The sequence below is a fragment of the Sorangium sp. So ce327 genome, from assembly GCF_051530205.1.
Taxonomy (GTDB): Bacteria; Myxococcota_A; Polyangia; order Polyangiales; family Polyangiaceae; genus Sorangium; species Sorangium cellulosum_B.
In genome coordinates, this window is record NZ_CP150330.1 from 7,842,240 (window position 1) to 7,868,576 (window position 26,337).

The following is a 26,337-nucleotide window of genomic DNA, read 5'->3' on the forward strand; positions in this document are numbered from 1 at the left end:
CGCGGCCGCGGCCGCCGCGGCGCGGCCGAGCTCGGTGGATACGTCCGGTACACCAGACACTGTATTTCGCGGTCAACCACCTCCCGAGCGCCGCTCGCCCCCTCGCGCTATCCATCAATTCAGGCCGCGCGCAGGCTGTCGAGTCTGCTGGAGCCTGCCTCTCGGGGCGCGATCCGGCCGAATTACGCCGGACTCGGCCCTCCGGCCGCTTGCGCCGCGTGGGGTCGGTCTTTAACGTAAACCAAGGGAAGGGTTGATTCCCCCGTGGAGGCTTATGGCAAAGAAGGCAGCACGGAAGACGTGGATCCTGGTCTCCGACGCAAGCCGTGCCCAGCTCTATCGTGAAGAGCCTGCTGGCAAGGGCTTCACCCTGCTCGAGTCCTACAACCATGACGAGAGCCGGGCGCGCGTGCGGGATCTGATGGCCGACGCGCACGGCCGCAAGCCGAACGGCACCTCCGGCGGGAACAGCAGCCCTGTCGGCGGCCCGGGGGGTCAGTACCTCGGCCGTCCCGGCGCCGCCCCCGACACCGATCCCAAGGAGGTCGAGAAGCAGAAGTTCGCCCAGGAGCTCGCGGAGGTGCTGGAGAAGGGGCTGAACGAGCACGCCTACGAGACGCTGGTGCTCATCGCGCCGCCGCACTTCCTCGGCCTGCTCCGCGGGGCGGTGAGCAAGCAGGTCAGTAACCACATCGAGACGAGCGTGGACAAGGACCTGAGCTGGCTGGACGGCCCCCGGCTCACCGAGCGGCTGCGCGAGCTGCGGGCCGGATAACGCCGCTCCCGGCTGCCTCGAACGTGTAGGCGACGCCGAGCCCGACGACGTTCGCCCGGGCGCTGTAGGCGCCGCCGTTGATGGTGTTCGGCTCCTCCGGCGGATTGGCCCGCACCGGGCTCACCTGCGGGAGCCGCGCTTCCCTCGGATCGACCCTCACGTCGGCGGCGAACGCGTGCGCATAGCTCGCGTCGAGGCGCCACCGGCCGAGGTGGACGCCGAGGCCGGCCGCCGTCGTCAGCTTCGTCGCGTCGATCGTCAGGACCGACAGGTACGCGGGCGGGACGGCGCTCTGCTCGAGGCTCACGCCGGCGCGCAGATCCCACCGCGCGCCCGCGAGATCGAAGGAATACTCGCCCCCGAGCCTCGCCGAGAGCGAGCTCTGGAAGCGCCGCGGGAACGAGACGGCTGGCACGCGGAACTCCTCCGGGAAGCCGGCGACGTTCCGGAGCACCACGCCGTCGGGCTCGACGAGGATGTCGTCGTGCATGCTCCAGCCCTCGACCCCGAGCCCGAGCTCCACGCGCAGGTCGTCCACGACCCGCGCCTCCACCCCGGCGCGGAGGATCCACGGCAGGTCGAACGCGACGTCGGCGCCCTCGCCCTCCTGGACGGCGCGCTCGAAGACGGGCGCCGCGGGGAGCCGCGCCCTGAACTTGGCCGGAGCGCGCACCCAGATGGGCAGCTGGAAGGCCAGGCCGACGCGCCAGCGCGGCGTCGGGACGAAGAGCGCCCCGAGCTGGCCCGTGGGCGCCACGATGGGCGCGACGCTGAGCTCGGAATGGATGTCCCACTCCGGATCTTCGGGCGCGCAGAACATCCGCTCCGGGAGGCACCCGGAGACCACCATCCGGCTGTTGAACGCGCCGACCAGCGCGCTGACCCCGGCGCCGAAGCGCCATTCGGGCGACGGCGCGTACGCCGCCCCGACCCCCACGAGGGCGAGCGCGGAGCCCTCGAGCGTGAGCAGCGCGTAGCGCTGGGGCGCCGGCATGCCGTTCACCTGCTCCGGATAGCTGGAGAGGGCCGCGTACGGCGCCCACATCCCGCCCCAGACGACCCATCGCGGGTCGACCTTGAACGACGCCGCCAGCGTGGGGATCGGCAGCACCGGCGCGCTGCCGGTCACCGGCTCCATCGTCTGCACGAAGCTCGCGCCCGTCGGCTCGCCGGTGTTCGGGTCGACCTGCCGCACGATCGCCTGGCGCGTGTGCCGGCTGCGCCACTCGAAGAGCCCGACGTCGAACAGGACCTGGGTGCCGGCCTCGTAGACGCCCGCGGGGTTGTAGGCGATCGCCCCGAGATCGTCGCCGCCGGCGATGTACGCCCCGCCCCGGGACGACGGGCGGACGCCGCGGTCGGTGAAGTACAGCCCGGCGGCGCCGGCGTCGCCCGCGGGCAGGAGGAGCGCCCCCGCGGCGGACGCCACGGAGAGCACGGCGCGGATCGTGGGCGTTTGCACGTGGATCACTTGTGCGGCCGGTTCTTGACGATGGCGTAGATCTGCTCGAGCCCGCGGGTCTCGTCCGTCAGGAAGTCCCTGGCCGAGACAAATAGCTGCCGGTAGTCCTCCGCCGTCAGCGGCGCGCCGCTCCCGGCCTCGATGCGGTTCACGTCCGCGAACGCGTCGAGGAACACGTCGAGCGGCGCTCGGCCGTCCGCCATCGGGGTCACGAGCGCCGGGAGCACGTGCTCCATCGCGTGATACCTGTCGTAGCGATCGTCGTTGAGCGCCTTCAGCGCCTCGAGCCCCGCGTCGGCCGCGCCCGGCCCACCGGCGGCCCCCGCCGGGGTCAGCGCGGTCGACGCGGCCTTCAGGATCCGGCGCAAGGCGTCGTCGTCGGCGAGGAGCTGGAGGCCGTCGGCGAGCGTCGTCGGCAGCACCTGGAACGGGGCGCCGGCCGCGTCCGCGTCGAGCAGGTAGGTGAGGAACCGCTCGATCTCCCGCCGCGCCGGCTCGTGGGCGCGGACTGCCTCCATCACGTCGACGGCGGCGGCGAACAGCGGGTGGCTCAGGAGGTCGCGTACCGTGGCGCCGAGCTCCTTCTGCGCCCAGGCGCACCGCCCCGTCGTCTCGCGATCGGGGCAGCGGGCGTTCAGCTGCTCGCGGAGGACGCGCAGGACGAGGGCGCCCATCCTCGGGAGCGCGCGGTTCTTGAACCGGGCCTCGGGCCCCGACCCCTCGACCGCGAGCAGCGCATCGACGAGCTCGTCCACGCCGCGCTTCCACTGGCCCTCTCGCTCTGCGGCGTCGGGCGCATCGCGCTGCGCGAAGCGCGCGTCGACGCCGTTCAGAGCGCCGGCGAGGAGGGTGAACACGGTGAGCTGGTCCTGGACCTGGCCATCCGCCCACGTGGCCTTCTTCTTCCCCCAGCGGTCGATCATGCCCGCGCCGGCCGCGTAGCGGGTGCTGAAGAGGATGCGCGCGAGCTTCTCGATGACCTGGGCCTTCGTCAGCGGCCGATCTGCCGCGGGACCGCGCCGCACGGTCACGGACGTGTCGCGCGCCATCCGGGCGAACGCCACCGACGACGCCAGGACGTCCTCGGCCCGGAGCGCGTCGGCCAGGAGCGGCTCGAAGCTGTTGACCCCTGCCTCCGAGCAGTACGCGGTGTTGGTCCCGGGCGAGCCGGCCTTGATGCACTCCGGCCCGTGCTCCTTGCCCGGCCAGTGGCGGTACGCCGTGCTGAAGAGATCGGTCAGGATCGCCTCGCCGGTGGTGCCGTGGTCGACGTCGGCGAACGCCTTCACGATGGGGCCCAGGTACGCGGCGAGCCCGAGCTGCTCCAGGAGGTAGGTCGTCCCCGGGTGGCGCACCCGGATCAGGTTCTCCGGGGAGCTGCACTCGTTCACGCCGAGCGCATTCCTGGGGCAATGGATCGTGCCGGCCGGCTCGAGCGTCCCCGAGATGAACAGGTTCGTCGCCACGTTCGCGCCGGTCCGGAAGGGATCCAGGTCCGGCAGCCCAGGGAACCTGTCCGAGTCCGCCCCGAAGTAGATGAGCCGGCTGAGCGCGGCCGGCGTGGGGTGGCTCGTCAGGCCGCGGATGCCGCTGGAGTCCACGAGCACCGAGTCGGTCACGAGCAGCGCCAGAGCCGAGGGCTTCACCTCGAGCTCGGCCCGCTTCGGGTCTCCGTCGGGGAGGAGCGAGTCGAGGTAGAAGGCCGCCAGGTCGTCGATCTGGAACAGCTCGCACTCGGCGAAGTCGACGAAAGGCACCGTGACCTCGAAGGCGCTCACCACGGCGCCCTCCTTGTTGCACTGCCTGACGCCGGCGGTGTCGTGCATGAGCTGCATCAGCCGCTCCATGCCCGAGCGGTTGTCGCCGCCCCTCGGCTTCTTCGGGTCGATCGGCGTCTTCGGGGCCGCCGTCGACGGCGCCCCGACCGTGAGGTTGATGGCCGGGCCGTTCAGGTCCGCCGGGTTGTACGCGTACTGGTCGCGGGTCGTGAGCATCGCCGCGAGCGCGTCGCCCGCGTGCCGCGCGCCGCCGTGCGGGGTGAGGAGCGCGCCGCCCGCGATCGCCTCGATCAAGCGCGCCACGAGCCCCGGCTGCTCCACGGCCTCGCCGAGCACCACCGCGAGCTCGTCCCAGAGCGGCGCCTCGTCGTCGATCTGCGCCGGCGCCTCCTTGCCCTGGGCGGCCAGCCGGTCGTGCTCGCGGGCGACGTCCCGGATGCGCAGCGCCGCGGCGGTCATGCGGGCGAGCTCCGCCTCGCGGTTCTCGAGCAGATCGATGAGCGTGAGCAGGAGGACGTCCGAGTCCTTGTCGGCGAGCACCTGGCCGACCGCGTGCGCGAGGTCGGCGAGCGGCGAGTCCTCGCCGCGGAAGCGGCGGTACGAGAGGCAGCCGTCGCACCGCTCGCCCGCCGGCACGGCCCTGCCGCGGCGGACGTCGTAGCGGGCCTCCTCGCGGTCGCCGAAGAGCAGGTACGCGCCGGAGAGCGCGTACATGAGCCCTTCGTGCTCGGTCTTCCACGGCTCCGGATCGCCCTTGCCCGCGTACCGGGTCCCGTCGACGAGCGGCACGATCGACCGCAGCGCCGCGCCGAGGACGGTGCGGGAGGTGTCGACGTAGGCGTAGAGCTCCGGCGAGAGGCCCCCGAACGGGTCCCGCGGCGGCTCGGTGACGCCGGGGATGGCGAACGGCGGTTCGATCGCGAGCGGCGCGCCGGTCCGGTCCACGAACCTGCCGGACGCGTCGACGTCGGCGAGGCCGTCGCCGTCCGCGTCGGCGAACGGCGCGGGGACCCCGTCGCCCTGGGGGAGGACCCACCCGCGCCCATCGCGGCGGGCGATGAAGATCGACGGCGGCGCGGCGAGCTCGGGGTGCTCCGCGAGCAGCGCCGCCTGCGCGAGCTCCAGGGTCGTGCGCGGGCGGCTCGGCTGCGCGGTGGCGGCGTCGACCGCGAGCGGCGCCCGCTCCGGCAGCGACAGCGCGGCCAGCTCCTGCTCGCCGGCCGCGAGCAGCGCCTGGAGCGCGGGCGCCCCCGGGCCGCCGGGGCCGAGCACGTCGAGCGCCGCCACGGTCATCGGGCGCAGCCCGGGGTACGCGAGCGCCGCGCCCACCATGCCGAGCCCCACCTCCGCCGAGCGATAACCCTGGCGCCCCCAGATGCTCGCGAGGGCGCAGACCGGCGTTCCCTGCCCCTCTGCGCGGTCGCAGGCGATCGGCGCCCGCTCCCGCTGCCTCTTCTGGTCGCCCTCCTCGGGCCGCGCGCTCTCCTCGCCGCCGTGGATGAGCGCGTCCAGGAGCCTGGCGATCCCCCGGGTCGACGCGGGCAGGACCGCCGGCCCCGCCGCGTCGAACGGGTTCGTCTCGTAGAGCGGCGCGATTGTCTGCGAGAGGCTCAGGACGGCATCGTGCAGCCGGATCTTGCCGCCCCCCTCGCCGGGCGCGACGTTGTCGATCTCGATGTCCGGCACCGCGGCGTTGACGGCGTCCACGAGGGCGTTGCGCCACCGCGCCATGGCCTCCACCTTGGCCACGCCCAGCCTGCGGGCCTGCTCCGCCCGCTCGCCCGAGACCGGCGGGAGCAGCGAGACGTCGACCTCGTCCTCGTACCGGCCCTCGCGGTCGTAGTGACAGACGCGCTGGTACGAGGCGCCCGTGGGGTCCTCGTGGAGGCTCGACGCGCCCACGCGGTCGCAGAGCATGCCGAACACGTCGTCGCCCAGCCCGCCGCCCTCCGTGACCCGGGGAGGCGCCTTCCGCGTCGTGTCGAGCGGCTCGTGACACGAAGCGATCGCCCCGCCGGCCGCGATGAGCGCGACGAGCCGGAGTACGACAGCGGCCGAGGAACCCAGCGCGCGCCTGCGCATGACGACAACCTCCCCCAGTTGCCTCCAGGGTAGACGATTCCACCCCAGGTGCGTAGGGGCTTGGCGCCCCTGCGGGTGTCAGGTGGGTGGCGTCGGAGCGCGCGTTCTCCAGTTCTCCAGCGTCACTGCGCTGCGACGGGGACGGCGGCGGGCTCGTGGGTATACGCTGCGGAGCGATGGCGACCCAACCCACCCCGCTCACCGCTGTCGTTCTCGCTGCTGGACAAGGGACTCGGATGAAGAGCGCCCGACCGAAGGTGCTCCACGAGCTCTGCGGCCGGCCGATGCTCCATTACGTCGTCGACGCGGCGCTGGCCGCCGGCGCCTCGGACGTCGTGGTCGTCGTCGGCCACGGCCGCGAAGAGGTCTCTGCGGCCCTGGACAAGGCGTTCGGCGCCCAGGGGAAGAAGGTCCGCACCGCGCTCCAGGCCCAGCAGCGCGGCACGGGCGACGCGGTGCGCTGCGCCATGCCGCACGTCGACGCGACCTCCGAGGCGGTCCTGATCCTGTGCGGCGACACGCCGCTGCTCGATCCGGAGCAGCTCACGCAGCTCCGCGGGGCGCTCGACCGCGCGGGCGACGCGCCGATCGCGATGCTCACCGCGGAGGTCTCCGATCCGACGGGGTACGGCAGGATCCTTCGCGACGCCTCGGGCCGCGTGATCGGCATCCGCGAGCACAAGGACGCGACGGCCGAGGAGCGCGCGATCACCGAGGTGAACCCCGGCGTCTACCTCGCCCGCAGCGGGTTCCTCGGGCGCGCGCTGGCTGGGCTGACGACGGACAACGCGCAGGGCGAGCTCTACCTGACCGACATCGTCGCGCAGGCGGCGAAGGCCGGCGGCGCCGCGGCGGTCGTGGCCAGGGACGTCGGCTCGCTCGTGGGCATCAACGACCGCGCGCAGCTCGCCGCCGCCGAGGAGGTGCTGTACGGCCGCATCGCCGACCGGCTGCGCAAGAGCGGCGTCACGATCCGCACGAGCGCCCGCATCGACGCGGGCGTGGCCGTCGAGCCGGACGCCGTGATCGAGCACGCCGTTGTCCTGCGGGGCCGGACGCGCGTCGGCGCGGGGGCGCGGATCGACGTGGGCTCGGTGCTCACGGACGTTGTCGTCGAGGCGGGCGCCTCGGTGAAGCCGTACACGGTCGCCTCGCAGTCGTCGATCGGCGCCGGCGCGCAGATCGGGCCGTTCTCGCACCTCCGCCCGGAGAGCCAGATCGAGGCCGACGCGCACATCGGCAACTTCGTCGAGACCAAGAAGACCGTGGTCCGGAAGGGCGCGAAGGCGAACCACCTCGCCTACCTCGGCGACGGCGACATCGGCGAGGGCGCGAACGTCGGCGCCGGGACGATCTTCTGCAACTACGACGGCTTCCGGAAGCACCGGACCGAGATCGGCGCCGGCGCCTTCATCGGCAGCGACTCGCAGATCGTCGCCCCGGTGAAGATCGGCGCGGGCGCCTACGTGGCGACGGGCACGACCGTGACCCGCGACGTGCCGGACGAGGCGCTGGCGATCGGCCGGGTGAAGCAGGAGAACAAGGAGGGCTACGCGACGCGGCTCAAGGCGCGGCTGAAGGACGCGGCGAAGAAGTAGGCCCGGAATCGCCCTATCGCATGTGGATGGCGTCGCCGAGAAGCGCAGATGACCGACCCGAAGCGGGCGAGGTCGACGCGGCCCGTGCTGTTCACGCACGGTGAGGGCCGGTAGCGAGGCGACCGGCCGACCCGTCGGGATCACACCTCCCAGCGCCGGAGCCACGCCGCGAGCGCATCGGCGATCCGGCCCGAGCTTCCGGCCGCGGCTGTAGCTCGGCCTCCGGCAACGACCGCGCAGGTCGTTTTCGCGCGACGCCGAAGGCCCCCGTGCTCGTCCGGCTGCAACCTGGGTCGGCTCGAATCCTGGGAGGGCACGGATCTCGCTTGTGCCCGTGTATGTGATTCAGTTCACATTTGCAGGACAGGAGCCCCCATGCCCACGTACGAGTTCAAGTGCAACGACTGCGGCGCCGAGTTCGAGGTGGTCGCGTCGCTCTCCGAGTTCGAGCGCCTGAAGCGGGAGCGCACGGCCCAGTGCACGGCCTGCGGCCGCTCGAACGTCGAGCCGGAGATCGTGGCGTTCCAGGTGCAAACGGCGCGAAAGAGCGCCTAGGCAGAAGGACAAAGCGCCGTGTCGAGCGAGAACTACCACGAGCTGCCGGAGCTCCTGTCGGAGGCGACCAAGGAACGGCACCGCGCGATCGTCTCGTTGATCGAGGAGCTCGAGGCGATCGACTGGTACCAGCAGCGCGCCGAGGCGTGCTCGGACGCGGAGCTCCGTGCCGTGCTCCTCCACCACCTCGAGGAGGAGGTGGAGCACGCGATGATGAACCTCGAGTGGCTCCGCCGGAATGACCGCGTCTTCCAGGAGAAGATCGACATCTATCTCAACAGCCAGGGGCCGATCACCGAGGTGGAAGCGGCCGAGGAGGCGGCGAAGCTCGGCGCCGCGGCGAGGACCGGCGCCATGGCGCCGAGGGGCGCGCTCGGCATCGGGAGCCTGAAGGGAGCATGATCATGGATCTTCTCAAGCGCGAGCTGGCTCCCATCCTCCCCGCCGCGTGGGACCTCATCGATCACGAGGCGACGCGCGTGCTCAAGCTGCACCTCGCCGGCCGCAAGCTCGTCGACTTCCGCGGTCCGTTCGGCTGGGAGGTCGCCGCCGTCAACACGGGCCGACTGCGCGCGATCGAGCGGCAGGAGGCGTCCTCGGTGAGCGCGGGCGTCCGCCTCGTGCGGCCGCTCGTCGAGTTCCGCGCGCCCATCCGCCTCGAGCTCGCCGAGCTCGACGCCGTCGGGCGCGGCGCGCAGGAGCCCAACATCGAGGACGTCGTGCGCGCCGCCGAGCACGCCGCGCGCTTCGAGGACGGCGCCATCTTCAACGGGCTCGCGGCCGCCGGGATCGAAGGGATCCTGGAGGTCGCGCCGCACAAGCCCGTGGGGATCCCCGCGCCGGAGGCGTGGCCGCGCGCCGTGGTGGAGGCGAGAGAGGTGCTCCGCGCCGCGGGCGTCGATGGTCCTTATGCGCTCGCGCTGGGCCCGAAGGCGTACGACGAGCTGGCCGCGGCCGCGGAGGACGGGTACCCGCTCCTCAAGCACATCGAGCGCCAGCTCATCGAGGGGCCGATCGTGTGGGCGCCCGCGCTCGAAGGCGGCGTGCTCCTGAGCACGCGAGGCGGCGACTTCGAGCTGACCGTGGGCGAAGACCTGTCCATCGGCTACGACGGGCACGACAGACAGGTCGTCGAGCTCTTCCTCACCGAGAGCTTCACGTTCCGCGTGCTCGAGCGCGCCGCGGCCGTGGCGCTGCGGCGGGGCTGAAATCAGGCCCCGCGGCTACTCGGCGTCGCCGACCGCGGCGCCCTCGCCGTCCCGCAGCGACGGGATGGCGTGGCCCATCCGGAGGCGCTTCGCCTCGAGGTAGGGCGCGGAGAACGGGTTGGCCGGGACGATGGCCGCCGAGCGCGAGGCGATCCGGACGCCGAGCGCGCGGAGCGCGTCGACCTTGTCGGGGTTGTTCGTGAGGAGCCGGATCGACTCGATGCCGAGGTGCTCGATCATCGCGGCCGCGGGCTCGTAGCCGCGGGCGTCGTCCGGCAGGCCGAGGATGCGGTTCGCGTCGACCGTGTCGTGGCCGAACGCCTGGAGCTGGTACGCCCGGATCTTGTTGGCGAGCCCGATGCCGCGCCCCTCCTGCCGGAGGTAGAGCACCACGCCGAGCCCGCGGCGCCCGATCTCGGCCTGGGCCGCCTCGAGCTGCTCGCGGCAATCGCACTTGAGAGAGCCGAACACCTCGCTCGTGAGGCACTCGGAGTGGACGCGGAGGGTCACGTCCGACCGGCCGCGCACGTCGCCCATGACGAGCGCGACGTGATCGGGAGAGAGCCCCTGCTCGGGGCTCGTCGTCCCACCGAAGTGGAACACCAACATCTGAAAGACGCCGTGCTTCGTGGGCACGGGCGCCTGGGCACGAATATCGAGCTGAGGCCGGATCGCCGTCGTCGGGACGTGCATCTCGCTCTCCTGGTGGAGGAATCCTGGGTCGCCTGTCAAGCAAGGAGCGCGCCTGGGTAGCCCGCTGCCCTGCCCTTGTCCGGCCACCCCTGAAGGTGGCGTCAATCAGGTAGCGTAAGCACCCGGCAGGAACAAGGTAAGCTCTCCAAGATGTTGCTCCAAGGACATACCTGGAGCAGCCGATCAGCTACGAGAAGCAGCAGATCTGCTTCGTCCCCGCACGATCCGCCGGGACTTCCGGCCGTGAGCGAGCTCACCAACGAGACGCCGTCGGACCGGCGGAGCGGCGAGGGAGCCGGGGGACCGCTGCCGCTTCGGAACCACCCTGGGGACCGAGGAGGCCTGGGGCCGCGCGCCCGCCTCAGAACCACCCGGGTTGCATCCTGGCGTACGAGTCCTCGCCGGAGCGGCAGAGCGCGGCGAGCGCCTCGACGCGGGGCAGCTCCGTCGAGAGCCAGTACTGCGCCGCGCAGAGCTTGCCCTCGTAGAAGTCGGCCGGAGCGGCGCCCCTGGCGAGCCCTTCGCGGGCGGCCGCGGCCATCGCGAGCCATTGCCAGGCCACCACGACCACGGAGACGAGCTCCATGTAATCGGCGCTGTGCCGCAGCATCCGTTCGGTGTCGCCGCGTATCCCCACCTCGGCGAGCTGCACCGTCACCTCGCCGAGCAGCGAGAGCGCCGCGCCGAAGCGCTCGACCCACGCGGGCTCGACGCCGGCCCGCTGCGCCCGGACGATCGTCTGCTGGATCTCGCCGCCGAGCGCGATGAGCGCGGCGCCGTTCCCGGCCACGACCTTGCGGCCGAGCAGGTCCAGGCCCTGGATCCCCGTCGTGCCCTCGTGGATCGCGTTGAGCTTCTGATCCCGGAGCCAGGCCTCCGGGAGGTACTCGCTCGAGTAGCCGTAGCCGCCGTGGACCTGGAGCGCGAGGGCGTTCGACTCGAAGCCCTTCTCGGCGGGGAAGGTCTTGGCGATGGGGGTGAGCAGGTCGAGGAGCCGCTGGGCGCGCTCCCGCTCCGCCGCGTCCGCGGCGTGCGCCGCGAGATCGGCGTACAGCGCGGTCGTGGAGACGAGCGCGAGGCCGCCCTCGACGATGGCCTTCTGCCGGAGCAGCATCCGGCGCACGTCGGCGTGCTCGATGATCGGCACCTGCGGCGCCCCCGGGTCCCTCGCGCCGAGCGGCCGGCCCTGCGGCCGGACGAGCGCGTAGCCGAGCGCCTCGTGGTAGGCCGCGGAGGCGGTCGCCACGGCGTTGGCGCCGACCAGGATGCGGGCCTCGTTCATCATCTGGAACATGCAGGCGACGCCCTGGTGGGGGCTGCCCACGAGGTAGCCGTGGCAGTCCCCCTTCTCGCCGAAGCTGAGCGACAGGCTGGGCAGCCCGCGCCAGCCGAGCTTGTGGATCATGCCGGCGACCTCGACGTCGTTCGGGACGAGCTGCCCGCCCTCGATCCGCCGCTTGGGCACGGCGAACAGGCTCACGCCCTTGATGCCCCGAGGCGCGCCCTCGATGCGCGCGAGCGTGAGGTGGACGATGTTCTCGGTGAGGTCGTGGTCGCCGCCCGAGATGAACATCTTCGACCCGCGGACGAGGTAGTGGCCCGCGTCGGTCTTCACCGCGCTCGCCTGCACGTCGGCGAGGCTCGATCCGGCCTGGGGCTCGGTGAGCGCCATCGTCCCGGTCCACTCGCCGGCGTACATCCGGGTCATGAAGGCGGACCGCAGGGCGTCGTCGCCGAACGTCTCGATGAGGTGCGCCGCGCCGGCCGTCAGGCTGAGGTAGCCGCACGCGCTCAGGTTCGCCGCCTGCAGATAGGCCCCCGCGAGCGCGGCGACGACGAGCGGAAGCTGCTGGCCCCCCACCGCGGCCGGCCGCGTCGCGGTGAGCACCCCGAGCTCGACCATCGGCCGGAAGACCCGCTGGATGGCGGGGTGCACCGTGATGGCGCCCCCCTCGAAGCGCGGCGGCGCCTCGTCGACCGGCCTGTAGGTCGGGAACAGGACCTCCCGCGCGAAGCGCCGGCAGCTCTGGAGGTAGAGATCGAACGTGTCGCGCGCGTGATCGGCGAAATAGGGGAGCTCGCAGAGGCGCGGCGCGTCGAGCACCTCGTAGAGGAGGAATTCGACGTCGCGGTCGTGGAGGAGGGGGTTCTGGGGAGCGGTCATGTGTCTCTCGCCGGACGTGGCGCACGCTAGGCGCCGATTGAAGGAGGATGTCGAGGGCTCGTCTCGGCCGGACGACGGTGTACGACGAGCGCGACGTGCCTTTGCGCCTCATTTGGTGAAGAGGCCCCTCGGTCGATCACCAGAGGACGTTAATCTCCGCGCACTCTGCGATCAGATGGTCCGAAGTCATCACTGGGATATTGTGCACCTGCGCGGTGGCGATGATGATCCGGTCGCACGGATCCGCATGCGATACCGCAACTTCGGGCGCCAACGCCGCGATCTCCGACGTGACCGGCAGCTCCCGGATCGCATATGCCTGAAGTGCATCGCGAAGCCAGTCGCGCGCAGGCAGCGGGAGCGCGAGCTTCCCCTTCCTGTGCTTGACCGCGATCTCGAACGCCGAAATCGCCGACACGAAAAGCTCGGTCCCAGCATCCGCGAGGACGGTACGAGCGCTCGTCGACAGTCGCGCAGGAGCGCCAACCAACCAGAGCAACGCGCAGGTATCGAGAAGTACACGCACGATCGTCAGCTCTCGGGCCAATCTTCGGGATCGAGCGGGAGCGACGGATCCTCGTGGAAGACGATCTTTCCCAGCACGGGATGAGGTTCCAGGATCCTCGTGATGACGCCGGGAGGCTCGCTCGGCGCTCGTGTCGCGAGCACGATGACTTCCGCGGGGCCGGGCGGGAAATCGTCGGGGAGGCGGATGGCGATCTCGTGACCGGCCGGGATGATGATGTTCAGCTTGTGCGCGCGCATGGCGACGTCCAGAGCCTACCATCTCGGCTCTGCGGCCGCACCGCGTCTGAAGAGGAAGCCGCCCATCGACTCGCGGAGCGCCACGCTCGCGCTGCCAAGCACCAGGCGGTAGCCGGCCGGCACCTCCAGGCCGAGTTCCTCGACGCGGGCCACCGCCTCGCCCTGCAAGCGCCCCGGCGCGCGAGCGTTCGGGGGCCACACGCCCTTTGCCGTGCTTACCCGAGGTTCCTAGACTCGTGACCCATGAAACGACTTTCCTGGGTTCTGCTCGCGGCGTTGGTTTCCGTGGGCTGTGGGGACAACGACGACAACCCGTCGGAGGCGGGTTCGGGCGGTGAAGGTGGTGGCGGCGGCGCAGGTGGTGGCGCGGCTTGCGAAGCCGAAGGCGAGGGCACGCTCGACGTCGAGATCGTGAGCCCGAACGACACCGGCGATGTCGCCGTGACCTCTCTCGGAGTGCCGGACAAGCGCGTGGTCGCGAGCGCGTCCCTCGACACGCCGGCTGGTGAGTACACGCTGCGCGCAGGCAGCGTGGCCGATTACCCGGACGACGAACGCGTCGGCTTCGTGTATCGGCCCGAGGACCCGGAGCAGAGCGCCTGCGTCGCCGACGGCGCGACCACCGAGGTCACCTTCAACTACGAGCTCACGCCCGGGAGCCACCAGCTCTGGTTCACCGCGCAGAACGGCGACCAGCTGGTCGGCGCGCTCGACGGCGAGGCGCTGCTCGAGTCGGGCGAGGTCACGCCGAGCGTCGCGTTCCAGGGGAGCGCGGAGATCATCAACCAGGGCGCGATCGCGTTCGACCGGGCCGGCAACCTGTGGGTCTCGGCCAACGCGGGCCAGATCACCGCGCGGCTCGTCGACACGCTGGGCGAGAGCAGCGAGGCCGCCCCTGACCGCGTTCTCGACGTGTCCGAGGCGTGCGCGGGCGTCACCCCCTGCGCCGCGGGCGGTCTGGCGTTCGACGCCGCCGGCAACCTCTGGGTCGGGATCCGCGACCATTTGCTGAGGATCGACGCGGCCGATCTCGAAGGCTCCGGCGTGGTGGAGCCCTCCGTGACCATCACCGGAGACGAGATCGAGAACGTTCAAGCGCTCGCGTTCGACGGATCGGGCAACCTGTGGGTGGCGAGCGCCGAGCAGGACGCGGTGCTGATGTACGGGGCTGAGCGGCTCGCCGCGGACGACGGGGATCCCGCCGACGTGGTGCTGAAGGCGCTCACCCCTGAGCCGGTGATCGGGCCGCTCGGCCACCCGACGGGGCTCGCGTTCGACGAGCAGGGCGCGCTCTGGGTGGGTTACTGGGGCTCGAACACCATCGCGAAGTTCGAGCCCCGCGATCTCGAGGCATCCGCGGAGCTCACCCCCGAGGTTCAGCTCGAAGTGGGGGTGCTGGCGCTCCCGGAGAGCATCGCCTTCGATCAGCAGGGGAACCTGTGGCTGCCCTCCAAGGTCGGTTCGGCGGCGGCGATCACCAAGTCCGAGCTCGCCGCGGGCGGAGACGTGGAAGCGGGAGCCACCGTCCTGACGAGCGAGGCGTTCGGATCACTCATCGACCTCGCCTTCAACCCGCCCCCCGACTGGTCACCGATCCAGGGCCCCAAGTGAGCCCGTGGCGGCCGTGGAGCCCCGCCGCCGGAGCCGGGCAAGGCGCGCCCGCAGGTCGTCCGCGACCACGTAGAACGCCGGCACGACGAGGAGGCTGAGCGCCGTCGAGACGACGAGGCCGCCGATCACCGCAGCGGCCATCGGAGCCCGGATCTCGGCGCCGGGGCCGAGCGCCAGCGCCGACGGGACAGCGGCCATCAGCGTCGCGATCGAGGTCATCAGGATGGGGCGCAGCCGCACCGGGCCGGCGCGGAGCATCGCCGCGCGGGCGTCCATCCCCTCCCCTGCCCCCTCGCCGTGCCCGCCCTCGCGCCTCACCTCGATCGCGTGATCCACGAGGATGATCGAGTTCTTCTTCACGATCCCCATGAGCAGCAGGATCCCGATCATGCTGAAGATGTTGAGCGTGTGCCCTGTCAGGAGCAGCGCGAACGCAGCGCCCGCGATCGACAGCGGCAGGATCGTCAGCACCGTGACCGGGTGCAGGAACGAGTTGAACTGGGACGCGAGCACCATGTAGGCGACGAGGATCCCGAGCACCAGCGCGAAGAGGAGCCCGCCCATCGACTCGCGGAACGTCACGCTCGCGCCGCCCAGCACCAGGCGGTAGCCAGCCGGCAGGTCCCGGCCGAGCTCCTCGACGCGGGCCACCGCCTCGCCCTGCGAGCGCCCCGGCGCGACGTTGCCGAAGACCGAGATCGCGCGCTCGCGGTCGCGGCGCGTGATCGCCTGGAGCGCGGGGCGCTCCTCGTAGGTGACGACCGACGTCAGCGGGACCAGCGCGCCCGACGCGCTCCTCACCTGGATGCGCGCGAGATCCTCGGGCCGGCTCCGCTGCTCCGCGAGCAGGCGCGCGCGGACGTCGATGCGGCGCCCGTTGTCGTTGTACTTGGCGACGCGCCCGCCGCCGATCAGCGTGTTCAGCGTCGTCGCGATGGCCTCGACGCTCACGCCGAGATCCGCGGCGCGCGCCCGGTCGGGCACGATGCGGAGCTCGGGCATGCCGAGCTGGTAGTCGGAGTCGAGATCCACGACGACGCCGCTCTGCGCGAGCTCGGCCCGGATGCGCTCGCTGTGCTTCGTGAGCTCGTCCCAGTCGGGGCCGCGGATCGAGAACTCGACAGGGAACCCGCGCTGGGCCGTGAAGCCCGACTGCGAGAGGTCCTGGACCACGGCGCGCAGGCCGGGGTAGCCGTTCAGCTCCTTGCGGAGCGCGCCCTGGAGATCGGCCTGCGAGAGCGCCCGCTCGTCCGGCGGCTTCATCGTGACGAACAGCACGCCCGTGTTCACGCCGCCCCCGCCGCCGAAGCCGCCGACGACGGCGAAGACCCGCTCCACCGCCGGGTTCGCGCCCACGGCCGCCTCGGCGCGGCGGAAGAGCCGGTCGGTCTCCTCGATGTCCGAGCCGACCGCCGTCTGCAGGCGGACAAGGAGCCGCCCCTGGTCCTGCGACGGGACGAACTCCGTCGGGAGGCGCTGCATGGCGACGATCGCGCCGGCGAAGAGGAGCGCGCCGAGCAGGACGACCGCGACCGGGAACCGGAGCGCCCGGGCGAGCAGCCAGCCATAGCCGCGGGAGAGCGCCTCGAAGCCGCGATCGACGAGCCGCCCGAGGCGGCCCCTGTTCTCGCGGGAGACGTCGAGGATCTGCGCGCAGCGGGCGGGCGCGAGGGTGATCGCCTCCAGGTACGAGAGGAGCACGGCGATGCAGAGGGTCACGCCGAACTGGAGGAAGAACCGGCCGACCACCCCCTCCATGAAGATGATCGGGAGGAAGATCGCGACGACGGCGAGCGTCGCGGCGAGCGCCGCGAAGGTGATCTCGGCCGTGCCCTCGCGGGCGGCGCGGACGCGGTCCTTCCCCCCTTCGGCGTGCCGGTGGATGTTCTCGAGCACCATGATCGCGTCGTCGACGACGATGCCGACGGCGAGCGAGAGCCCGAGCAGCGTGAAGGTGTTCAGCGTGAAGCCGAGGAAGTAGATCGCGGCGACCGTGCCGAGCAGCGACATCGGGATGGCCAGGACGACGTTGAGCGTGCTCGAGAGCGAGCCGAGGAACATCCAGCAGACGAGGGCCGTGAGCGCGATGGCCATGCCGAGCTCGAGCTCGATCTCGTGGACCGACTCCTCGATGAACTTCGTCGAGTCGAAGTTCACGCCGACCTCCATCCCCTCGGGCAGCGACTTCTGGACCTCGGCAAGCGCGGCCCGTACCCCCCGGGCGACCTCGACCGCGTTCGAGCCGCGCTGCTTCCTCACGCCGAGGCCCTGCGCCGGCTCCCCGTTCACCCGGGCCAGCCGGCGGACGTCCTCGAAGCCGTCCTCGACGAGCGCGACGTCCTCCAGGTACACCGTGGCGCGCGCCGACGACGGCGGCCCCGCCGCCTGGGCGGCAGCGCCCGGCTGCGCGGCCGCGCCGGGGTTGCCCTGGCGGAGGACGATCCGCTTGAAGGTCGCGAGATCGAGCGCCTCGCCCATCACCCGCACGTTGAGCTCCCGCCCTTCGGTCTCGATGCGGCCGGCGGGGAGCTCGATGTGCTGGCGGCGCAGGGCCTCGGTGACGTCGGCGACGGTGAGCCCGCTCGCCGCGAGTCGATCGGCGTCGATCCAGATGCGGACGTTGCGCTCGAGGTAGCCGCCGAGCGTGAGCTCGCCGACGCCGGGCACCGTCTGGAGCTTCTCCTTCAGCCGGTAACGCGCGATGTCGGCGACGAGCTGGGGAGAGAAGGGGCCGGAGAGCCCGACCCACATGATCGGCTGGTCCTCCGGGTTCGTCTTGGAGACGACGGGCGGGTCGAGGTCGAGCGGCAGCCGCCGCTGCGCCTGGGAGATCTTCGTCTGAACGTCCTGGAGCGCGACGTCGACGTCGCGCGACAGGTCGAGCTCGATGGTGACCGAGGCGCTCCCCTGGCGCGACGTCGACGTGATCGATCGGATCCCCTCGACCTGGACGGCCGCCTCCTCGAGCGGCTCGACCACGTCGTGCTCCATGATCTCGGGGGCGGCGCCCTCCAGCGTGGCGGAGATGGTGATGGTGGGGAAGTCGACGTCGGGGAACTGGCTGATGCCGATGCGCGACACGGCGACGAGGCCGAAGACGATGGTCGCGGCCATCAGCATCCAGGCGAAGACCGGCTTCCTGAGGCAGGCTTCGGTGAGGCTCACGGCACGCTCCGTGACGAGCTGGCGGGAGCGGTCAGCGGCGACGCGCCGGACGAGGCGGGCGGCGACGCGCCGGACGAGGCGGCGGGGGGTGACGCGCCGGACGAGGCGGGCGGCGACGCGCCGGCCGCGGACGCGCTGGCGTCTGCGCCTCCCTCGGGGCGGTGCCCCGCGGCCTGGCCTCCCGGCACGCTGCCGGGCGCCGCGATGCGGACCTGCGCCCCCTCGCGCAACGCCTCCGCGCCGCGCGTCACGAGGAGCTCTCCCACGGAGAGGCCCGACTTGACCTCGACGCGCCCGTCGGGCGTGCGCAGCCCCAGCGAGAGCACGCGCTCGCGCGCGGTGGTGCCGTCGACCACGTACGCGAGGAACCCCCGCTCGCTCGGTCGCACGGACGTGAGTGGGATCACGGGAGCGTCGCCGCTCGCGCCCACGGGCACGGTCACCTCGGCGAAGGTGCCGGGGCGGAGCAGCTCCTTGCCCTCGCCCTGCACCTCGCCGGTCACGGCGACCATGCGCGTCGCCGGATCCGCCGCGTCGGCGACGTGCGTCAGCCTGGCGCTGTAGGTCCGCGCGTCGCCCTTCACGGTGAAGCGCGCCTCCATGTCGGGCCTGACCCGCGGGGCGTCGGCCGCGGGGATCTGGAAGCGGAGCAGGAGCGGATCGCGGCGCAGGAGCGTCGCGAGCACGGTGCCGACAGGCACGTGCTGGCCGGTCTGCACGGTGCGCGTCTGGATCTTCCCCTGGATGGGGGCGCGCACGTAGGCGTCGCGCAGGTTCAGGAGCGCCTGGTCGACGGCGACCTTCGCCTCGGCGACCTGCGCGGCGGTCGTCGCCGCCCTCGAGCGCCAGGACGCGACGTCTTCCTTGCTGAAGACGCCGTCGGCGCCCTCCGCCTCGCGCCGCTCGAGCCCCGCGGCGGCCTCGGCCTGGGTGGCGGTCATCCGATCGAGCGTCGCGCGCGCCGCGCGGACGGCGAGGTTGTACCGGGCCGGGTCGATCTCGACGAGCACCTGCCCTGCCTTGACCTCGGCGCCCTCCATGAACCGCACCGCCTCGACGACGCCGGCGACGCGCGCGGTGAGCTGCACCTGCTCGAACGCCTCGACCGCTCCGACGGCCGGCACGGCGTACTCGACCCGCTCCGCCGCGACGGGCACGACCTCGACCGGGAAGCTGAGCCCCTGCTTCGCGGGCTTGCGCCCTTGCTCGGGCGAGGCCTCCCCGCCCTTCTTGCACGCCGGAGATCCGAGGAAGACAAGCCCCGCCACCAGGGCGAGCGCGGCCACGCGAATCGGTTGGAGCACCATCTAGGTGGAGGAGTAGCGCAACTTGAGCCGCTGTGCGCGGGGCCGAGCGGGGTGACCGATCACAAACCCCGCCGATCCAGCACAAAGCCACGCACTGCCGCGCAGGACAGACGGTCCGTACAGTCCTGCAGACAGCAGGGATGCTGACCCACGAGCCCGGCGTGAAACCAGCAACGACGGGCGAGCTGACACGAACTGGCGGAGACGACGATGAAAGACCTGGTCAACGACATGACCGAACGATTTCTGCGCGATGCCGGCATCGCTCCCGGCATGCGCGTCCTCGACGTGGGGTGCGGCCGAGGCGACGTGAGCTTCATGGTCGCCCGCATCATCGGCGAAGAAGGTTGTGTGCTCGGGGTAGACCGCGATCCCGCGCCCATCGCGGTCGCTCGCCGGCGAGCCGCCGAGCTGGGACTCCGCCGAGTCGCCTTCGAAGAGCGGGACCTCGGCGCGCTCTCCCCCACCGCCGAGCGCTTCGATGCCGCCGTCGGCAGGAGGGTGCTCATGTACCAGCCGGATCCTGTCGCTGCGGTCCGTGCCATGGCCGGTGCCGTGCGCGCCGGCGGCCTGATCCTGCTCCAGGAGAACGACCCGACGATGGGCCAGGGCAGCCTGATGCCCATGGATCTGCACCGCCAGGTGCACCAGTGGATCTGGCGTACCGTCGAGCGTGAGGGCGCGAGCCTCCACATGGGATTCCAGATGCCGAGCGTCTTTGAAGAAGCGGGCCTGACCGTGCAGCTCGTGAGGGCCGAGGCCATCGTGCAGACGGCGAAGATCCAGCATCAGCTCGCGTTGATCGTTCGCGCGATGCTCCCGCGGATCGTGCAGCAAGGCGTGGCGTCGGAGGCCGAGGTCGACGTGGACACCCTGGAAGAACGTCTCGCCGCCGAACGGACGAAGGCCAATACCACCTTCGTCGGCGACCTCGTCTTCAGCGTGTGCGGCCGGACACCGTCTCCTGGGTGAGCGAGCGTCCCTTGCTCTGCGCTTCGGCGCGCCAGGCCGCCGGCGTCGCCCCGTGCTCTCTACGGAACATGCGGATGAAGTGCGTCGCGTCCGCGTAGCCGACGCGCTCGGCGACGATCTCGACCCTCTCGTCGGAGTGGAGGAGGATGCGGCGAGCCTCCGCCATTCTCCCAGCCACGATCCACTCGACCGCGCTCCGGCCCGTCGCCCGAGAGAGTGCCGTCGTCACGTACGCCGGGCTCCGCCCCACCGATCGCGCGACGTCCTTCAGCGAGAGCGGCCGGAGGCAGTTTCGCTCGATGAAGCGAAGGGCATCGACGACGACTCCCGGCGATGCTGAGGCAGGGTGTTGCGAGCGCGCGGCCTGCTGAACCTCGTTGAGAATGAGCACAAGGAGGCTCCGCTGGACGACGTCAGGAGCGCTGCCATCCCACGATCCCGTCGCGCGCGTCAGCTCGCGGAGGAGCATGTCGATGTGCGCGTGACGATCCGCGGGCACCCGAACGACGGGGGATGCGCCGGCGCGCACGCGCTCGAACGGCTCGAGCAAGCTGCCCGCCTCCTCGGCGGCCAAGCAGGGGACACAGAAGCCAACGCCGATCCACTCCGGGGCGGCCTTCTCGATCGAGCGGTGCGGTTGTCCGGCAGGCACGAGGAGGACGTCTCCAGCTTCGATCTTCCATCGACCGCGCTGCTCGATCCGAGAAGAGCCGCTCGTGTAGAACGCCAGCGCGGCGAAGGCGTGGGTCATGGACGCCCGCATGACCGGCTGCACCGGTGAGGGTTGCCGGCAGCAAAAGATCGCTCGGCCCCCGCCAACAAGGTCTTCTCGCTGGATCGCCGGCGCGGCGGGCATGAGCGCCATGATGACATCGGCGGCAGCACGAGGCGAGCGCCGGCGCTCTCCGTCGAGCAGGCGGCTGGATTGTAAGGAGCTCTTCCCTACGTTGCGCCAGCGAAAGGTCAGCGAGAATCTGGCGGGCTCGACCTGCGCGCGCGCCTGCCGGACGGAGCTACGGCGTCAGCGTCATCCGCATCTTGTAAGTCTGCATGCCGAACATCACGCCCGCCGGGGCGGCAGGATCGATGGTCCCGTCCCGACCGCGGCTCAAGCGCACGAAGGCCTGACAGCCCTCGGCGGGAAGCCCCGTGGGGTACGAGCCTTCGGGAACGATGAACGAGCCGGTGTCGTCCACCTCCCCCGACGAGTCGTCCCAGGATACGTCGTCCAGACAGGGACCCGGCTCATCGAAGCTGACAGGCCCGATGGACCACCTCATCATGTCGTCCTTGCCCAGCGCCTCCCACGAGAGCACGAGATCCTCGCCGGAGCCGAGGCTGAACACGCTCTCCGGCTCGGGAGACGTGAGCTCCGAGAGCTCGGGCATCACGATCTCCCAGCCGTGGAGATCGTTGAACCGCGCGCGGATCGCGCTGCCCGGCTCGGCGTGCTTGAGATAACCGCGGCACTTGGCGGCGATGAGATCGTCGTCCGGATTGCTGTCATGCCACCAGATGCAGGCCAGCTCCGCCTCCTCCGCGCCGTTGCTCACGACGAACCTGTCAGGGAGATACTCCCCGTCGCCAGGGTCTCGGACGCCGAACGCGCTGCTGACGTCCACCTTCCGGACGAAGGCCTCCGCTTCGCCGAGGTACTCGACTCCATCGCGGACGATCGGCACGTTGTATCCGTAGACCCGGACGACGACCGCCTCGTCCTCCGCCAGGGGCCGGTACTCGTCCGGGCCACACGCTGCCCCGGAGAGACCGAGGAAGGCGATCAAAGCCAGCCACGCAATGCCTCTCATGAACTCCTCCACGCTCCTATGTCATTGCAAGAGACGGCTGCGCCGCGCGAGGGCACTCTGTGCGCCTTCTCTGTGAAAGAACCTACGGTTTCAGCGTGATCCGTACCTCATAAGACTGGCGCGCGAAGATCGAGCCTCTCTGGACGCCAGGATCGATGGTCCCGCGGCGGCCGCGGTCGAACCGAAGGAGAGCCTGACACCCGTCGGGGGGGAGGCCCGTGGGATACGAATCCCTGGGAACGACGAACGCCCCGGTGTCGTCCATGGCCCCGTCCGAACGGTACCACGCCACGTCATTCACACACGGCCCTGGGTCGTCGAAGCTGGCGGGTCCGAGAGACCATCCCATCCGGTCGTCCGTGCCCAGCGGCTCCCACGAGAGCGCCAGATCCTCGCCGGCGCTGAGGCTGAATTCGCTGTCCTGCTCGGGAGACGTGAGCTTCGAGAGCTCGGGCATCACGACCTCCCAGCCGTCGAACTCGTTGAAGGTGGCGCGGATCGCACGACCGGGCTCGGCCTGGACGAACTGACCGCTACAGGAGGTCGCGATGAGGTCGTCCTCCGGATAGCTGTCCTCGTAGAGGACGCAACGGAGCGTGGTCTCCTCGATGCCGTTGTTCACGACGAACCTGTCGGGGAGATATTCCCCGTCGTCGGACTTCCGGACACCGAACGCATTGGGATTGTCCGTCTTCCAGACGTAGCCCTCCACCACGCCCCGGTACGTGACGCCATCGCGGACGAGGGGCGGCTCGAACCCGTAGACGTCGATGCGAACGGCGTCGTTCTCCGCGAGCGGCCGGTACTCGTCCGGCGCGCACGCCACTCCCGAAAGGCCCAGCGCCGCGATCACGACCGGCCTCGCGATATTGCTCATGATCTCCGCCCGCTCCCGTGCTTTTTGAAAGAGACAGCGACGATGCCCCTTGCGCTCAGGGGAGCCCCTCCGGGCAAGGAGGGCAGTCACCACCGCAATCTACACCTATTTCCAGGCCATTCTGGCGATCGTCATCACACGTCGGCGGCTGGCACCTGCCCTTGAAGCACACCTTCGTCAGGCAATCCGGGCCGTCGATGCACTTGTCTCCTGCGGCGCAGGTACGGCAGTTGGATCCGCAGTCGATGTCGACCTCATGCTCGTTCTGGATGCCATCGCTGCACGTGGCAAAGCTGCACCGGTCATCGAAGCCACACACGCCGGTATTGCAATCCTCCCCCGTGGCACACGGGTACGTCGGGCGACACGGATCGCAGCGGCCACCGCAGTCCACATAGGACTCGCCGGTGTCTACGTCGAGCTCGCCATTGTCGCAGACGAGCGGGATGCACTTGCTGCGCGGGGAGCAGTACATGGTCGGATCCCCGCAGTCTGCGTCCGACAGGCACTCGACCAAGTTTTGCTGGCCGTCGCACAGCCCCGAGCCGTCCGGGGCCGGACCTCGCCGGGTCCATTCGTTCAGCTGATGCGCGCCGTCGCAGAAGTCATCCGTGCAAGGGTTGCCGTCGTCCGGCACGTCGTCCGGCGCGGGCAAGACGACCTTCTGCCCGTTCCTGTCGCACGCGATCGTCATGCAGTCGCCCGGGTACTGGCCGCGGTACTCCCCCACCTCTCGCTGGCACTTGCCATCGACGCACTTCACCGTGCCACAGGCGGGGTCCGGCGGGTGGTCGCAATCGTACTCGGCCACGCACTCGGGACGCTCCGGCGGAGGCGCAGGGGCCCCCTCCGAGCACGCGATCCACATCGGGGCCACAGAGAACATCACGCCGGCAGCAAGAAGGTGCCTGCTCGTGGTCATGTTGCCTTTCTTCATGTCTCTTCGCCTGAGATGAACAGCGGGCAGGCAGTGGGGCAGCTCTCGCCGCAGTCGATGCCTTGTTCGTTGCCGTTCATCAGTCCATCCTCGCACGTCGGGCGCCGGCACCTGCCGTCGGCGCACACACCGCTCTGGCAGGACTCGTGAGCGTCGCAGCGGCGGCTGGCAGCGCACGCGGGACACGACGGCGCGCCGCAATCGACGTCCGTCTCGGCGCCGTTCAGGATGCCATCACGGCAGCTCGTCTCCTCGCACAGCATGCCCGAGCCGCACGCGCCCTCGATGCAGTCGCTGTCGGCCGTGCACGGCTGTCCTGCCCTGCACGGCTGGCACCGGCCGCCGCAGTCCCGCGCCGTCTCGCCCGAGGCATCATCAAAGATGCCGTTGTCGCACCACTCGAGGACGCACGTGCCCGATGGCGAGCAGGCGTACGATGGGCTCCCACAATCCTCGTCGCGAAGGCATCCGACCAGATGCCCTTCGCCATCGCAGTACCCGGAGCCCTCTTCGGCGTCCCCCGCTGCCCTCGGACGGTGCACGCTGACCCCTTGCACGCATGCGTCGATCGTGCACTCGTTGCCGTCATTGAAGACGTCGCCGTCGTCGGCCACGGCGACCACCCGACCAGCCTCGTCGCAGCGCAGGGTCACGCAATCGCCAGCCCGCTGGTTCGGGAATCGCTCTCGCAGGGCCAGCCTGCAGACCTCCGCTTCGCACACGGCCTCGCCGCAGCGGGGGTCAGCAGGCTTCGGGCAATCCTCGGCTGTCTTGCACAGCATGGCGTTACACTCGCTGATGGGCCGACACTCCCGCTTGCAGGAATCGCCCTCTTCCTCCCTGGCGCCGGGCTCGCAGCAGCGCGCCTCCCCCGGATCCGGACACCGGCAGCGCCCATCGATGCACTGCGTTCCGTTCAGCTTGGGCTGGCAGTCTGCGGTTGAATCGCACAGAGGCTCCTGTTCCACATCGACATAGGGGTCACCGCTGCAGGCAGCCCAGAGCAAGCCCCCCAGGAACACAGCGCCGGAAGCGCGCAGCCCGCGCTGCCACATTGGAGCCATGATATCAGGCCTCCTCGTCCGGAGGATCGCGGAGATCCCCGCCACGCGTCGAACGACGCGCGTTGTTCGCATTGCGATCGACGTCCGCAAATTCTCCACCAAAGATGAACTACCATTCAGAAAGATGAAGTCGGCTCTCTGCCCGGGAGCACGTCTCTGCGGAGCTCGGGCGCTACCACGCGAACGAGAGCCCCACGCCTGGGGCGGTCCCTACGACCCCAACGCGCACCTTTGCCTCTGGCGCGAGCAGGAACCCGGCGGCCACGGCGCCGCCGGCCGAAAGACCCGCACCGACGAAGGCGCCCACGGACAGGGCCGTGAACGTCTTCGTGCGCCCATCGGCGTCGGCATACGCGTCGCAGGCAGGGAGCCCCGGCCGGCAATGGAAGACCTCCCACTGCGCTCGGCCCATGGCGGCGTCCCGCTCCTCGGCAGCGTCGTTGGCCTCCAGGACCGAGAGGGCCCCGACGGTGGCGAGGACGGCCGACGTGGCCGCGAACGCGCCCACGGTCCACCACCGCAGCGCGGGGTTGGGCGCGGAAGAAGGGGGCGCCGCGACGAGCGGCGAGGCGACCTTGCTCGCCGGGAAACGCGCTGGCGCTTCGGCTCGGGCGCGCGGGAACGTCAGCCAGACGGTCCTCTCACCGCCCGCGTCGACCGCGGCCACGACCTCGCGCAGCTCCCCGGCGAGATGTCCGCTGACACGGTGCTGACCGGGAGCGACGTACACGGGGCGCGGGAGCGGGGACAGGCCGACCTGCCGCCCGTCCACGAGCACGGCGGCGCCGGGCTCGCTCGCGCGCACATCGAGCACGCCGACATGCCGCCGCGCTTCCGCGAAGTCGGCCCGTGCCAGCTCGTAGCTCTCCTTGAAGCCCGGTGGCACCCAGATCTTCGGGGCGTCGGGGGTGCCGACCATGTCGAAGTAGATGGAGAGGAACTCCGCCGCCCTCTCGAAGTCGTGCAGCCTGAACGACAGCATCCCCACGCGGAACGCGTCGGAGGCGCTCTTCGTGAGCCCCCACAGCGTCAGGTGGATGTCGCGCGCGTCCGCGAGCCGCCCCTCATCCAGGAGCCGCTTCGCCTCGTCGAGCATCTCTCGCTCGGGCCCGGTCGGCGGCGGTCGCCGCGGGAGCGGCGCTGCCGCCGCCGGTGCTGAGCAAGTGAGCAGCAGCAGGACCGCGGTGATCGGGCTGAGCGGCGGGCGTCGCATGGTGTTGTCTTCCGGGAGCCCTCCGCGCGGCGAAGGCGCCCTGCGCAGCTCGCGAGGACGTCGCACGCGCGGTGCGCTCGGGCTCAGGGTCGAGGGCCTGACACGGGCGCTCGGGCAACGCGCTCTCTCGATTTCCAGCGCCTATCCTACCAGAGATCACCGCGCGGTTGCGCTCGAAACGCTCGGCTCCAACAGAAGATGTGAGGACGAACGACACGACAAGAAGGCGCCAGGACCAACGACGAGCATTGCGTTTAGATGACAAAAATTCTCACGTCATGTGAGCTTTTGCGCGAAAATTCT

Annotated in this window: 21 protein-coding genes; 7 read left to right on the forward strand and 14 right to left on the reverse strand. The window is 71.0% G+C overall.

Features of this window, described 5'->3' with window-relative positions; genetic code table 11:
• Positions 1–274 precede the first annotated feature (274 nt).
• Complete coding sequence (locus tag WME95_RS29270) at positions 275–775, forward strand: host attachment protein (protein WP_437542017.1); 501 nt, start codon at positions 275–277, stop codon at positions 773–775.
• Here the strand turns inward: WME95_RS29270 and WME95_RS29275 are convergent.
• Positions 741–2,237 carry an OmpP1/FadL family transporter gene (locus WME95_RS29275; protein ID WP_437902646.1) on the reverse strand — a complete coding sequence of 499 codons (1,497 nt, stop codon included), beginning with the start codon at positions 2,235–2,237 and terminating at the stop codon, positions 741–743. The two genes, WME95_RS29270 and WME95_RS29275, sit on opposite strands and share 35 nt — an antisense overlap.
• 5 nt (positions 2,238–2,242) lie before the next feature.
• On the reverse strand, positions 2,243–6,097 hold the full coding sequence (locus WME95_RS29280; RefSeq protein WP_437902647.1) for a hypothetical protein: 3,855 nt from the start codon (positions 6,095–6,097) through the stop codon (positions 2,243–2,245).
• A 236-nt stretch (positions 6,098–6,333) separates the two neighbouring features.
• Between WME95_RS29280 and glmU the strand changes: the two genes are divergently transcribed.
• The 4 genes from glmU (at position 6,334) to WME95_RS29300 (ending at position 9,458) form a co-directional block, all read left to right on the forward strand.
• Positions 6,334–7,695 carry a bifunctional UDP-N-acetylglucosamine diphosphorylase/glucosamine-1-phosphate N-acetyltransferase GlmU gene (glmU, locus tag WME95_RS29285; protein ID WP_437902648.1) on the forward strand — a complete coding sequence of 454 codons (1,362 nt, stop codon included), beginning with the start codon at positions 6,334–6,336 and terminating at the stop codon, positions 7,693–7,695.
• Between the two features lie 375 nt (positions 7,696–8,070).
• Complete coding sequence (locus WME95_RS29290) at positions 8,071–8,250, forward strand: FmdB family zinc ribbon protein (RefSeq protein ID WP_437791338.1); 180 nt, start codon at positions 8,071–8,073, stop codon at positions 8,248–8,250.
• 18 nt (positions 8,251–8,268) lie between these two features.
• Positions 8,269–8,652: an encapsulin-associated ferritin-like protein gene (locus tag WME95_RS29295; RefSeq protein ID WP_437542025.1), complete on the forward strand. Its 384-nt coding sequence runs from the start codon at positions 8,269–8,271 to the stop codon at positions 8,650–8,652.
• 2 nt (positions 8,653–8,654) lie between these two features.
• The gene (locus tag WME95_RS29300; protein WP_437902649.1) at positions 8,655–9,458 is read left to right on the forward strand and encodes a family 1 encapsulin nanocompartment shell protein; all 804 of its coding nucleotides are present in this window, start codon (positions 8,655–8,657) and stop codon (positions 9,456–9,458) included.
• A 15-nt stretch (positions 9,459–9,473) separates the two neighbouring features.
• Here the strand turns inward: WME95_RS29300 and ribA are convergent, their stop codons facing one another.
• From ribA to WME95_RS29320, 4 genes are all read right to left on the reverse strand, one after another.
• Entirely contained in the window at positions 9,474–10,151 is a 678-nt protein-coding gene (gene ribA / locus WME95_RS29305) for a GTP cyclohydrolase II (RefSeq protein ID WP_437521655.1), read from the reverse strand.
• 361 nt (positions 10,152–10,512) lie between these two features.
• A complete protein-coding gene (locus WME95_RS29310) occupies positions 10,513–12,315 on the reverse strand; it encodes an acyl-CoA dehydrogenase (protein ID WP_437902650.1) in 1,803 nt (600 codons plus the stop codon).
• Positions 12,316–12,451: 136 nt separating this feature from the next.
• The gene (locus tag WME95_RS29315) at positions 12,452–12,841 is read right to left on the reverse strand and encodes a type II toxin-antitoxin system VapC family toxin (RefSeq protein WP_437902651.1); all 390 of its coding nucleotides are present in this window, start codon (positions 12,839–12,841) and stop codon (positions 12,452–12,454) included.
• 5 nt (positions 12,842–12,846) lie between these two features.
• A complete protein-coding gene (locus WME95_RS29320) occupies positions 12,847–13,080 on the reverse strand; it encodes a hypothetical protein (RefSeq protein ID WP_272094219.1) in 234 nt (77 codons plus the stop codon).
• Positions 13,081–13,323: 243 nt separating this feature from the next.
• On the opposite strand from WME95_RS29320, the gene WME95_RS29325 reads away from it, so the two are divergent.
• Entirely contained in the window at positions 13,324–14,691 is a 1,368-nt protein-coding gene (locus WME95_RS29325) for a Vgb family protein (RefSeq protein ID WP_437902652.1), read from the forward strand.
• Here the strand turns inward: WME95_RS29325 and WME95_RS29330 are convergent.
• Both WME95_RS29330 and WME95_RS29335 read right to left on the reverse strand, forming a co-directional pair.
• Positions 14,668–17,856, reverse strand: a complete 3,189-nt coding sequence (locus WME95_RS29330) for an efflux RND transporter permease subunit (protein WP_437902653.1) — start codon at positions 17,854–17,856, stop codon at positions 14,668–14,670. The genes WME95_RS29325 and WME95_RS29330 overlap by 24 nt on opposite strands.
• On the reverse strand, positions 17,853–19,163 hold the full coding sequence (locus WME95_RS29335) for an efflux RND transporter periplasmic adaptor subunit (protein ID WP_437902654.1): 1,311 nt from the start codon (positions 19,161–19,163) through the stop codon (positions 17,853–17,855). Before WME95_RS29335 ends, WME95_RS29330 begins: the two co-directional genes overlap by 4 nt.
• A 210-nt stretch (positions 19,164–19,373) precedes the next feature.
• Between WME95_RS29335 and WME95_RS29340 the strand changes: the two genes are divergently transcribed.
• Positions 19,374–20,135, forward strand: a complete 762-nt coding sequence (locus WME95_RS29340; RefSeq protein ID WP_437902655.1) for a methyltransferase domain-containing protein — start codon at positions 19,374–19,376, stop codon at positions 20,133–20,135.
• Here the strand turns inward: WME95_RS29340 and WME95_RS29345 are convergent.
• The 6 genes from WME95_RS29345 to WME95_RS29370 all read right to left on the reverse strand — a co-directional run bounded on the left by WME95_RS29345 (position 20,101) and on the right by WME95_RS29370 (position 26,034).
• The gene (locus tag WME95_RS29345; protein WP_437902656.1) at positions 20,101–20,886 is read right to left on the reverse strand and encodes a helix-turn-helix domain-containing protein; all 786 of its coding nucleotides are present in this window, start codon (positions 20,884–20,886) and stop codon (positions 20,101–20,103) included. The two genes, WME95_RS29340 and WME95_RS29345, sit on opposite strands and share 35 nt — an antisense overlap.
• A gap of 262 nt (positions 20,887–21,148) precedes the next feature.
• A complete protein-coding gene (locus tag WME95_RS29350; RefSeq protein WP_437902657.1) occupies positions 21,149–21,943 on the reverse strand; it encodes a hypothetical protein in 795 nt (264 codons plus the stop codon).
• 82 nt (positions 21,944–22,025) lie between these two features.
• Positions 22,026–22,820, reverse strand: a complete 795-nt coding sequence (locus WME95_RS29355) for a hypothetical protein (protein WP_437902658.1) — start codon at positions 22,818–22,820, stop codon at positions 22,026–22,028.
• A gap of 55 nt (positions 22,821–22,875) precedes the next feature.
• Entirely contained in the window at positions 22,876–23,742 is an 867-nt protein-coding gene (locus tag WME95_RS29360) for a hypothetical protein (protein WP_437902659.1), read from the reverse strand.
• 11 nt (positions 23,743–23,753) lie between these two features.
• Positions 23,754–24,539 carry a hypothetical protein gene (locus tag WME95_RS29365; protein WP_437902660.1) on the reverse strand — a complete coding sequence of 262 codons (786 nt, stop codon included), beginning with the start codon at positions 24,537–24,539 and terminating at the stop codon, positions 23,754–23,756.
• Between the two features lie 454 nt (positions 24,540–24,993).
• Positions 24,994–26,034 carry a hypothetical protein gene (locus WME95_RS29370; RefSeq protein WP_437902661.1) on the reverse strand — a complete coding sequence of 347 codons (1,041 nt, stop codon included), beginning with the start codon at positions 26,032–26,034 and terminating at the stop codon, positions 24,994–24,996.
• Positions 26,035–26,337 lie beyond the last annotated feature (303 nt).